Origin of the sequence: Thermococcus sp. (genome assembly GCF_026988555.1) — an archaeon.
In the GTDB taxonomy this organism is placed as follows: Archaea; Methanobacteriota_B; Thermococci; order Thermococcales; family Thermococcaceae; genus Thermococcus.
In genome coordinates this window covers 38,297-49,462 of record NZ_JALSLB010000013.1, presented here as the reverse complement: position 1 = coordinate 49,462, position 11,166 = coordinate 38,297, and the positions used below count along the sequence as shown (strand labels likewise).

Sequence of the window (11,166 nt, the reverse complement as noted above, 5' to 3'; positions counted from 1 at the left end):
TGGTTCTGGATGTTCAGGGACGTACAGGAAATCGCAACCTTGAATAAAAGTAAAGGAGGACAGAAACGCTGGAAAAATGTCCTAGCTAACGCTCGGCAGCCCATGATAAAAACCGTGGCTAAATGCCAGCTTTATGTATTCACAGGCAGATTAAAACCGCTTAACACTAAAAAGACCGCACCACAGCTCTTAGCTTCCGGGCTTAACTTTAAAAAGGGAACGATATAGTGGGACAGGGGTGAGAACCATGGGCGAGATAGGGACGATCGGATTTCACTACGTTGTTGAGGCCGCCGGCTGCGATCCTGAGATACTGGCTGACGCTAAAAAGCTTAGAGAGGTCTTCCTAGAGGCGGCCAAGGTCGGTAAGATGGAGGTTAAGATGACCCACTTCTTCAGATTCTCCCCTACCGGTGTCAGCGGGATGGTGGTCGTCGCAGAGAGCCACCTCTCAATCCACACCTGGCCGGAGGAGGGCTACGCCGCAATAGACGTATACACCTGCGGTACGCGGCCCGATCCGGAGACCGCCGTTGATTACATCCTGGATAAAATAAAGGCGAAGTACGCCCACGTCTCCGAGATAAAGCGCGGCATATACGAGGACGACGACACATATACACATATGATAATGACCTGGGAAGAGGCCCTCAGAAGAAACGGAAAAGGCTAAAAGGTTACCCAACTTTTCTACCCCTTTATCCAGCACTATTCAATCAGCGCTTCCGCCGTATTGGCTCACCGATGTCAGTAACGTTCAGAATGAACTTTTTCCCACTTTTGGGGTTTATCCGCCCTATGCCGAGGATTATCCCGTTCTCATCGTAGATTACTAATTTCTTCGTCCCCTGCCAGCTGTATTTTCTCACGCCGCTCCTCGGCACGTCCTTTCCGGTGGTGAAGAGGAAGCCCGCCTTCGGCGTTAGAACGGCGTAGTTCCTGTCGATTTCAACGAAGTAGAAGAACTCAACGTTGGGATAGAACTTCTCGACCAGGTTTTTATCCACCTTTATCGTGCCCACGAAGGTCCCGTAGGCGTAGGGCTTAAGCTTGAGGTTTTCTACCTTCTCCCAGACAGCTTCGTTCACGGCGTAAACGTCGCGGAACTTCCCCTCAATCACGGCAAAAAAGCTGTGCCTAAGCTCGCCGTACTTCTCTGTCTCGCGGAGGATTAGATCGTACTCCCAGGATGAGGCACGCCGATAGCGAAGTTCTCGCTCCATGATTCCAGCCCCGGTACCGAGCTTAAAAGGTTAGTCGTCAAGCCCATCGAGCAACTTCACAAAGCCGTCCATATCAGTACGCTCGAACTCCATCTCGAACCCAAGGCCGAGCTCCGCTATCTCCTCAGGAGTTATCGTCGTGTCCGACCCCTCCGCGTTTATTCCCGGGCAGCCCTCATCGTAATAGAGCCACAGTTCTTGGCCTTTGTAGTGAAACGGCTTTTCTCCCTCAACGCCGAGGGGCTTGCGGGAGACCATGAATGGATAGATACGGCAGATTATGGGGTTGGCGTCGTGTACCCGACACCTCCCGGTCTCCGGGTCGTGGAAAATGCAGCCCAAATCCCACTCCCTAACGCTGAGAACGAAGCGTATCCTATTTCCCTCAACCGAGAACGTTACGAAATCCTGGGGGTCATGGCCGGTCTTCGCTATCTCCTCAATGTCCTTCAGCGTCAGATACACGTGCCTCCCTCTGCAGCAGTCGAGGCAGTAGAGACACCTGAAGGACACCGGTTCCCGGAAGGGCCTGGGTTTGAAGCGCATGGGGTCACCTCACGTGTTCAGGTGTCCATTGAAGTGGACTCCTTCTCAAGGTCCGCGTAGCCCCTATCGAGCCTCTTTGCCACATAGGGGCCGTTTTTACGGTAGCCGAACTTCCGGTAATAAGCCCTCACGCCGACACCGCTGATAACAAGTATTTTCCTGACGTCGAACTCCTCTCTCGCTATCCTCTCGGCCTCCACCAACAGCTCCCTGCCGTAGCCCCGGTGCTGCCACTCGTACTTCGGCTTTCCACCTATTGGCACGAGCGGGCCGTAAACGTGGAGCTCCCTGACTATGGCTGAGGGACAGCAGTTTATCTCCCTCCGGTGGGCCTCTTCGCTCGGAATTCTGAGGCGGAGGAAGCCGATGAGGATGTCGTTCTTTGTGTCCTCAAAGCTGAGGAATATCTCCCTTCCGCCCGATGCATCGTAGTCTTCACGGAGCAGTTTGATGTGCTCGGTTTCGGGCTGGATTCCAAACTTCTCCATCATGTGACCGACTTCCCTAAAGCGAATCTCCCTCGGTTTTATGCCCCTCTTAACCAGCTCGTTGAAGACCAACTGACCCAAATTGGAGTGCTTGACGCCGTCAACGATGAGCTGAACTGGAATATCGCGCTGAATCCTCATAACGCGAACCCACTTGGGAAAGAGCCTGTATGCCTCAACCAGAAGCTCAACGACTTCTTCCGTGTGGTATGGCCGGTATTTACCCTCCTTCCACCAGCGATAGAGCGGTGCATCGGCGGTAACTAAGGTGGGGTACACCTTCAACATGTCCGGTCTGAAGCGGGGATCCTCGAAGATAGCCTGAAAAGTGTAGAGGTCGCGCTCGAAGTTACTACCAGGTAAACCGGGCATTATGTGGTAGTTGATTTTAAGGCCAGCGTCGCGGAGGAGCTGGGTGGCCTTAACGATTTCCTCAACGCCGTGACCCCTTTTAGTCCGCTCGTGGATGAAGTTGAATATCGTCTGGACGCCGAGCTCGACCCTCGTTGTTCCGAGCTTCAGCATTCTGTCTATTTGCCTCTCAAAGGCCCAGTCCGGACGGGTTTCGATGGTCAAGCCGACCATCCTGACCTTGGCCCTCTCGTTCTTCCTCTGCTCGTCTTCGAGGTAGTAGTAGGGCTTTGAGTGGGTTTTCTCCCATGCTTCCTTAAACTTCGGGTCCTCATCAAAGACGGACTCATCTCCCTTAACAATTAGCCTGACGAGCTTCTCATCGAGGTTTTTTATATCCCTGAAGTGCAGGAAGTCGTTCATCGCTTTGAATGCCTCTTTAACGAACCACTCCTGGTAGTCGAGATCAACCGCTGGAAAAGTACCTCCCTGGATGATGACCTCGACCTTGTCGACGTCGTGCCCTATGTCGGTGAGCTGTTTAAGGCGACGCATCATGATGATGTAGGGATGATAGGCGCTCTGAACGGCCCTCAAAGCTGAGGGCTCCCTCCCAGTGTAGCTCTGCGGAGAGCCAACGCTCGGCCCGCCGGGGCAGTATATGCAACGCCCGTGTGGGCACGGGAAGGGCTTGGTCATCATAGCCACGACTGCCACGCCGCTTATTGTACGAGCGGGCTTCCTTTTGAGCAGTTCCCTGAACTCTTCCCTTCTCTCCTCAGGGATGGCCTTGAGGATGTCCGAGTTACCGGGAATCTTTGAGAGATGATACTTCCTGGATACGGCTATCTTGTACCTGTTGAGCTCCTCACGGCTCTTTATCTCGCCCTTCATGACGGCCCTCGCGAGCTCCTCAACGGCCTTCCTAAACTCACCCTCACCCATCTCAACACCTCTCGGCTGGAGTTGAGGCTCGGTTTTAAAAGGGTTTGCCGGACATATTCAGTTAGTGAATAATTCACCAAATGAATATGGGGTGAGAGAATGAACCGCGACGAGCTCGTTGCCTTTCTCGACGAGTATCTCAACATCTCGGCTTTTCCCGACAAATCGAGCAACGGCCTCCAGGTGGAGGGGAGGGGGAAAGTTGAGAGGGTTGCCTTTGCGGTTGATACAACGCTGAGAACCATAGAGCGGGCCGTTAAGGGAAAAGCCGACATGCTGATGGTCCACCACGGCATGATATGGGGCGGCCTTGGATACATCACCGGGATACACTACAAACGGCTGAAGGCCCTCATGGAGGGTGGAATAAACCTCTACGCTGCCCACTTGCCCCTCGACGCCCACCCAGAGGTAGGAAACAACGTCGGGCTTTTGAAGCTCCTAGGACTCGAGCCAAAGGGACCCTTTGGAGACTACAGAGGCTTAAGCATAGGCTTCTATGGAGAGTTCGAGGAGCCGCAACCGATAGAGAAAGTCGCCCAGGTAATAGCTGAAAAGCTCGATACAACCGTTAAAACCTACGAGTTCGGGAAGCGCAAAATTAAAACCGTTGGGGCAATAAGTGGGGCAGGGGCTTTCGCTTTGGAAGAAGCCCACAGAAAGGACATCGACCTCCTTATAACTGGAGAGTTCACCCACGCGGATTATCTAACGGCCATCGACCTGCCCCAGAGCGTTCTCGTTGCTGGCCACTACAAGACCGAGACACTCGGAGTTAAGGCACTGATGGAGGTCGTGAAAGAAAAGTTTGGGGTGAACGTTTTCTTCATAGACGAGCCAACCGGGCTCTGAGTTTGTCGATTAGGGATTTATCACTTTTTATTTCCAATTTGAGCCCGACCTCTTTGGCATAGCCCTCTACCCAGCCGGGACTGGTCCTGAAGGGCGTGATTACCCACAGCTCTGGGAAGCCGGCGCGATGGGCTTTAACTACGTCGTAGAGGACCCTCTGGGGGAACCACTTGAAGGAAGCCTCAAGCTCGATGGCGAGGAGCTTTTGTCCGTCATTCAGAATCGCCACGTCTATCCTCGTGCCGTCGGGCGTTCTGTACTCGGGAACGGCTTTGAGTCCAAGCTCTCCCGCCAAGGAGGCTATTTCCCGGGTTAAGGTTTTGACCTTGATTGAGGACACCTCAGGGGATTGAATCAAGAGAAGAGTAAAAAAGCTCAGCCAAGCCTCTTCTTAACCTCCTCTATCGCATCCTCCGCCTTCAGCGGGTTCTTTATCCTGCCCTGGGCGAGCTCCTCCCTTCCGCCGCCACCACCGCCTGCAACGGAGGTTATTACTCTGGCCAGCTCGCCAGCTTTAAGGTCGAGGTCATCACCAACGGCAACGACGAAGTGGCCCTCCCTGCTGATGAGGACAACCACTCTGTTCACCTTTCTGAGCTTGTTGGTGGCCTCGCGGAGATCGTCCATCGCGCCCTCAACGAGGGCCCCTATGAACTCCACCTCGCCGATTTTCTCAGCTTTGCCCTCAAGCTCGTAGACGAGTAGCTTCGCCAGCTCCTTTCTGAGCTTCTCGACCTCCTTTCTTGCCTCCTTCCACTCGTTGAAGAACCTCTCGGCGGTTTCAGGAACATTCTCCGGAGGAACGCGGAAGATTTCGGCGGTTCTCTTGAGAAGTCTCTCAGTCTCCTGCATCCAGTCAACCGCGGCCTCTCCCGCCGCAAAGATTATCCTCTCGACACCGTCCTGTATGCGCTCGGTCCTGAGAATCTTAATAGGGCCTATGAGCCCGGTGTTAGGTAGATGCGTTCCACCGCAGGCCTGGACGTCCCAGTCCTTGATGTTGAGCACCCTGATGACCCTTCCGGGGACGACACCGCCCTGGTAAAGCCTGAAGCCGTACTTCATCTCAGCCTCGGTTCTCGGCAGCCACTCCCAGGTTACCTTTCTGTTCTCCATGACGACGCGATTCGCGAGGCGCTCGATTTCTCTGAGCTCCTCCTCGGTTATGCGCTTGTAATGGCTTATGTCAAGCCTTGCCCAGTCGCTATGGAGCTGGCTTCCAGCCTGCCAGACGTGCTTTCCGAGAACCCTTACGAGGGCCCCCATGAGGACGTGGGTTCCGGTGTGGTGGCGCATGTGCTGGATTCTCCTGTCCCAGTCGATCTTCCCGTGGACGGTCTGACCTTCCTTGAAGCCTTCGGAGTTATCAACGCGGTGGAGGATTACCTTTCCAACCTTCTGGACGTCCAGAACCCTCACACCGTCCAGCTCGCCGAGGTCGTAGGGCTGGCCACCGCCCTCGGGGTAAAAGGCAGTCCTATCCAAGATTACCCAGTCGTCTATAACTTTGAGAACTTCCGCGTTAAACTCCTTCATGAAGGGGTCCTCGTAGTAGAGCGTCCTCGTGTTCGGCAGTCCCTTGACGAGCTCGAAGTCAACGGCGTATTCGCCAGCCGCCTTCTTCTCAGCCTTCCCTGCTTTCTCCGCAATTAAGGTGTAGAAGTTGTCCGGGATCTCAACCTTGATACCTTCCTTTCGCGCCACTTCGGCCACTATCTCTGGAGTTAGGCCATGGCTCTCATAGAAGAGTATCAGCTTTTCGAGGGGGATTTCCTCCTTCCCTGCCTTCTTGAGTTTCACTATTTCCCTCTTCACGAGGTCGCTTCCACGCCTGAGCGTTTCCTGGTAACGCTTCTCCTCGACGTTTATTATATCCAGGATGACATCTTCCATCTCCTTGAACTCGGGATATGTCGGCGAGAGCTCCTTGATGTGCATGGCGACAATTTCAGCCAGCGGTATTTCCAGACCGAGCTCGCGGAGGTGTCTTATGCTCTTCCTTATGAGGAGCCTTGCCAGGTAACCTGCCTTGACGTTGGAGGGGATAACGCCGTCGGCCAGCATGAACGTCAGGGTCTTAGTGTGGTCTGCTACCGCGTAGATCAATTCATAGGGTCTCACAGCCGTTTCAAGCTCCGCGATGCTTATGCCAACCTTCCCCGCCACCTGCTCGCGGAGGTACCTCAGGTCTCCCATGTCCTCGATGTCGAACATACCCGCTAATCTGGAGTTCTCCATAAGGATTCTCCCGTCGATCTCCTCTATTCCCGCCATCCGCTTCAGGGGCTCGACGACGTAGCCGAGGACGGCGTCGTAGGCCGTTGGAGTACCGTGGCTCATCCAGACGAGCCTCTCAAGGCCGTAGCCGGTATCGACAACCCTCGTCTCCATCGGGACGTAGTAGTCACCCTTTATCTCGACGACCTGGCTTGGGTCGGCGTTCTCGGGGGCCTTCTTGTACTGCATGAAGACGAGCGTGGCAACCTCAAGACCACGGTAGAGCACCTCGAAGGCCGGCCCGGCGTTTCCTCCACCGGCCCAGGGGTTCTCCTTGAAGGTTATGTCCTCCGGTTTCATCTTGAGTTCTTTCGTGAAGAACTCGAAGGCGAGCTCAACCGTCTCGTCCATCCAGTAAATCGGCTTCTCCGGGTAGTTGAAGGCGTGGTGCGCCATCATCTCGAATATCGTGAAGTGTCTGCCCGTGATTCCGACGTTGTCTATGTCGGTGAACCTTATCGAGGGCTGGCTTATCGTGAGGGGATTGGCCGGCGGGTCGGCCTCGCCGCTGATGACCCACGGCTGGAAATCCATGATGGAGGCTCCAACGAGGAGAACATCATCGCGCCAGCGGGGAAGAACCGGGAAGCGCTTCACCCTCCCGTGGCCGTGCTTCTCGAAGAAGCTCAGGAACTTCTCACGCATCTCCTCCAAGGTGTACTTCCTCGGTATTCCCGGCTTTCCTATGAATGAGTACTCATCACACGGCGGGTCACCGCAGGTCTTCCTGTCGGGATCGAGCGTCCAGAAGAACTTGCCACACTTGGGGCACTGCTTCCTTATCCACCCCTCTTCCTTAAACATCCTCGTGGTCATGTCCATGCTCATTAGCCTCACCTCTTAAACTGAAGTAGAAAAGGAAGTTGGGCTATTAAGGTTTTCTCATTCCCTCGAATCTGGACCGAGGTCGACGTCAACATCCTCAAAGCTCTCCTCGTCGATGTATATCAAGGGGATCTTCAACTTCCGGAGGAACTCAGCCAGCCGTTTCTCGCGCCGCTCCATCATCTCGATCCTGTGCCTCAGGCTTGTGTTCTCTATGGCGAGCCTGTTGGCCTCATCTACCTTAAGCTGTAGTTGCATCTTGAGTTCGGTTATCTGCTCTTCCAGCTCAACCATCGAACGCTCAAGCCTGTCTATCTCCATGAGGTACTCCCTGCAAAGGCGGTTCTTTATCACGGCGGTCAGCCCCGTAGACTTTTCTTCACAGATCAGGGGGCTCCAGACTCATCATCCCTCAGGTAGTCCCCTTCGAGGTTTTTATGCTTATCCCTCCGGGTATGGATATATAGCAAGATTATACGGGTAAAATCACTATTATATCAACCAAAGGTTTAAATATTTTGGAGTATATAATGCCACTTTATAAAGGTACAGCACCACATCAATAAACCATTTTTTTGTCGTTCAGTATCGCAGCGAACCTGGACCGGAAGGGGGTGTGTACATGGGAGTGATGAGCTTTATTAACTGGCTGGACGGGCTGGTCTGGGGTCCCCCAATAATGATCCTGCTTCTGGGCACGGGGATTTTTTTGACTATCCTGCTCAGGGGAATCCAGGTCACTCGCCTTGGCTGGGCCCTTAGGTACACTTTTGGTAAGGAAGAAAGAGACGAGGCGAGGGCGACATCAGCCCGTTCTAGGCGTTGATGGCAACCCTCTCTGGAACCGTTGGGATAGGTAACATAGCCGGTGTGGCAACGGCCATCTACCATGGCGGTCCTGGTGCTCTGTTTTGGATGTGGATGACCGCCCTGTTCGGTATGGCCACGAGGGGCTCCTGGGTGTTGCGTTCAGGGACAAGCTCCCCGATGGAACCATGATAGGCGGCACGTTCAACGCCCTGGAGAAGGGCCTCGCGGAGATAAAGATACCCGCAGGGGCGCGGTACTTGGCCACGATATTCGTGCTGATATTCGCGGCGTTCGTTGGAATGGATGCCATGAGGCTCAGCGGCGGGGCAATGATCGGGGCATGGATCATAACGATCCTGTTCCTGGTGTTGGCGTACTACCTCGTAAGGGGCACGCCATGCCATCGCTGGGAAAGGTCCTCGCAATACTGTTCTCGACCTTTGCTGCTATTGCTGCCTTTGGAATTGGAAACATGACACAGTCAAACTCCCTGGCCCTGGGTATGAAGGTGGCGTTCCACGTGCCGTTCTGGGTGACAGGAATCGCGTTTGCGATACTAACGTTCCTGGTCACCATAGGGGGGATCAAGAGAATCGGTGAGTTCACTGGGTACTTCGTTCCCTTCATGGCGGTGGTGTACTTCATATTCGCCATATGGGTATGGATCAAGTTCGCAGGTCAGCTACCCCACGCCATAGGGCTGATATTCAAGGACGCATTCACGGGAAAGGCCGTTGCCGGTGGCGCCATAGGAACTGTCATAAGATGGGGTGTTGCCAGGGGCCTGTTCTCGAACGAGGCTGGTCTCGGAACCGCAACAATGGCACACTCAGCCGCCAGAACGGACAACCCGTCAAGACAAGGTCACGTCACAATGCTTGGTCCGCTGATCGATACCCTCATAATCTGTTCGCTGACCGGGATCTCGATAGTCGCCACGGGGGCCTGGACATCAGGGAAGACGAGCACCGCCCTGACACAGGATGCATTTTCAAGGGCGTTCGGACACGTTGGTGCGGTGATGGTCGTCATTGGTGTCATATTCTTCGCGTATTCGACGGTTATAACGTGGAACTACTATGGAAGACAGAACATAATGTACCTGACCAAGTGGATCACGAGGGACCCGGAGAAGTTCGCGAAGATATACCCGAAGCTTCACCTGGGCTACAACATCTTCTGGGTTATCTTCATCTATATAGGCGCAGTTGGTGGTCTGGAGAGCGTTTGGACGTTCTCGGACATGATGAACGGTCTGATGGCGATACCAAACCTGCTCGGACTGGTGCTGTTGTACCCTGTGATCAAGAAGTTCACGAGAGAGTTTATAGCCGCCAACCCATAACCTTTCGTTTTTCATTTTTATGCGTCCGAGGCGATGAGAATGATTTCTGATTATCCAAAAATAATCGTTGAACCTCCCGGCCCAAAGGCTCGGGAGCTTATAGAGAGAGAAAGACGTGTCGTCTCCCCGGGTCTGGGGGTGAAGCTCTTCCCGCTCGTTCCGGAAAAGGGACATGGGGCTATCATTGAGGACGTGGATGGTAACGCGTTCATCGACTTTCTGGCCGGGGCCGCCGCCGCTTCCACCGGTTACGCCCATCCAAGGCTTGTGAAGGAGGTACAGGACCAGGTCGGAAGGATACAGCACTCAATGATGGGTTACACTTACAGCGAGCGGGCCATAGAGGTGGCGGAGATCCTAGCTGGGAAGGCCCCGGTCGATAGCCCAAAAGTCCTCTTTGGCCTGAGCGGAAGCGATGCACTGGATGTGACCATGAAAGTGGTCCGCTTCGCCACAAGAAGGCCCCGGATAATAGCCTTCATAGGCGCCTACCACGGGCAGACCTATGGGGCAACATCGATAGCGGCATTTCAGAGCTCCCAGAAGAGGGGATTCTCACCGCTCGTCCCAAACGTAGTCTGGGTGCCCTATCCCAACCCCTACCGGAACGTCTGGGGGGTAGACGGCTACGAAGAGCCCGACGAGCTGATAAACCGCTTCCTCGACTACCTTAAGAGTTACCTCTTTGCCCATGTGGTTCCCCCAGATGAGACGGCCGTTCTCATAGCCGAACCGATACAGGGGGATGCGGGAATAGTCGTGCCCCCCGAAAACTTCTTCATCGGGCTGAAGGGTCTCCTTGACGAGCATGGAATCCTTCTGGCCATGGACGAGGTGCAGACCGGAATCGGAAGAACCGGAAAGTGGTTCGCGAGCGAGTGGTTCGGGATTAAACCGGACCTGCTGGCTTTTGGAAAGGGCGTGGCCAGCGGCATGGGGCTCAGCGGCGTCATCGGGAGAGGAAAACTGATGGAAGGGCTTACGAGCGGCTCGGCACTCCTCACGCCGGCGGCAAACCCTGTTGTTTCTGCCGCCGCCTATGCTACACTGAAGATAATAGAAGAGGAAAACCTCCTTGAAAACGCTCTGAAGGTTGGAGAATTCATCCAGAAACGCCTGAGGGAGATGCAGGAGGATTACGATGTAATAGGCGACGTCCGCGGAAGGGGGTTGATGATAGGGGCAGAGATAGTCAAGCCTGACGGAAAGCCGGACCCGGAGCTGACAGGAAAGATATGCTGGCGCGCCTTCGAGCTGGGCCTCATCCTACCGAGCTATGGGATGTTCGGGAACGTCATCAGGATAACGCCGCCGCTCGTTATAACAAAGGAACTCGCGGAGAGGGGCCTGGAAGTCATGGAAACCGCCCTGAAGGACGCGCTGGCTGGAAGGGTCACCCACAGGGTTGTGACGTGGCACTGAAATCCCAGTCGTTCCCTCCGGGCGCCCTACATCCTCCGACACCATCGCTGGATCCGGCGAAACCTTTAAGAATCAGAGGACT

At 54.6% G+C, this 11,166-nt stretch carries 9 protein-coding genes and 2 pseudogenes; 5 read left to right on the top strand and 6 right to left on the bottom strand.

The window, feature by feature from the left end:
- The first annotated feature begins 9 nt into the window (after positions 1-9).
- Entirely contained in the window at positions 10-228 is a 219-nt protein-coding gene (locus MVK60_RS01350; protein WP_297435679.1) for a hypothetical protein, read from the top strand.
- Positions 229-256: 28 nt separating this feature from the next.
- Positions 257-673: an adenosylmethionine decarboxylase gene (gene speD, locus MVK60_RS01345; protein ID WP_297435722.1), complete on the top strand. Its 417-nt coding sequence runs from the start codon at positions 257-259 to the stop codon at positions 671-673.
- Positions 674-716: 43 nt separating this feature from the next.
- Here the strand turns inward: speD and MVK60_RS01340 are convergent, their stop codons facing one another.
- From MVK60_RS01340 to MVK60_RS01330, 3 genes and pseudogenes are all read right to left on the bottom strand, one after another.
- The gene (locus MVK60_RS01340; protein WP_297435677.1) at positions 717-1,223 is read right to left on the bottom strand and encodes a hypothetical protein; all 507 of its coding nucleotides are present in this window, start codon (positions 1,221-1,223) and stop codon (positions 717-719) included.
- A gap of 30 nt (positions 1,224-1,253) precedes the next feature.
- The gene (locus tag MVK60_RS01335) at positions 1,254-1,769 is read right to left on the bottom strand and encodes a YkgJ family cysteine cluster protein (protein WP_297435675.1); all 516 of its coding nucleotides are present in this window, start codon (positions 1,767-1,769) and stop codon (positions 1,254-1,256) included.
- A gap of 9 nt (positions 1,770-1,778) precedes the next feature.
- Positions 1,779-3,553, bottom strand: a pseudogene (locus MVK60_RS01330) (tRNA uridine(34) 5-carboxymethylaminomethyl modification radical SAM/GNAT enzyme Elp3).
- Between the two features lie 99 nt (positions 3,554-3,652).
- Here MVK60_RS01330 and MVK60_RS01325 point away from each other — a divergent pair.
- Entirely contained in the window at positions 3,653-4,405 is a 753-nt protein-coding gene (locus MVK60_RS01325; protein WP_297435673.1) for a Nif3-like dinuclear metal center hexameric protein, read from the top strand.
- Here MVK60_RS01325 and MVK60_RS01320 read toward each other — a convergent pair.
- The 3 genes from MVK60_RS01320 to MVK60_RS01310 are packed head-to-tail and all read right to left on the bottom strand — an operon-like array spanning position 4,380 to position 7,861.
- Complete coding sequence (locus MVK60_RS01320; protein ID WP_297435670.1) at positions 4,380-4,745, bottom strand: hypothetical protein; 366 nt, start codon at positions 4,743-4,745, stop codon at positions 4,380-4,382. The genes MVK60_RS01325 and MVK60_RS01320 overlap by 26 nt on opposite strands.
- Before the next feature lie 35 nt (positions 4,746-4,780).
- The gene (gene alaS, locus MVK60_RS01315) at positions 4,781-7,510 is read right to left on the bottom strand and encodes an alanine--tRNA ligase (RefSeq protein WP_297435668.1); all 2,730 of its coding nucleotides are present in this window, start codon (positions 7,508-7,510) and stop codon (positions 4,781-4,783) included.
- A 54-nt stretch (positions 7,511-7,564) separates the two neighbouring features.
- Complete coding sequence (locus tag MVK60_RS01310) at positions 7,565-7,861, bottom strand: hypothetical protein (RefSeq protein WP_297435666.1); 297 nt, start codon at positions 7,859-7,861, stop codon at positions 7,565-7,567.
- A 268-nt stretch (positions 7,862-8,129) separates the two neighbouring features.
- Here MVK60_RS01310 and MVK60_RS01305 point away from each other — a divergent pair.
- Positions 8,130-9,662 (top strand): annotated as a pseudogene (locus tag MVK60_RS01305) (alanine/glycine:cation symporter family protein).
- A gap of 39 nt (positions 9,663-9,701) precedes the next feature.
- A complete protein-coding gene (locus tag MVK60_RS01300) occupies positions 9,702-11,084 on the top strand; it encodes an acetyl ornithine aminotransferase family protein (protein ID WP_297435720.1) in 1,383 nt (460 codons plus the stop codon).
- Positions 11,085-11,166: the final 82 nt, after the last annotated feature.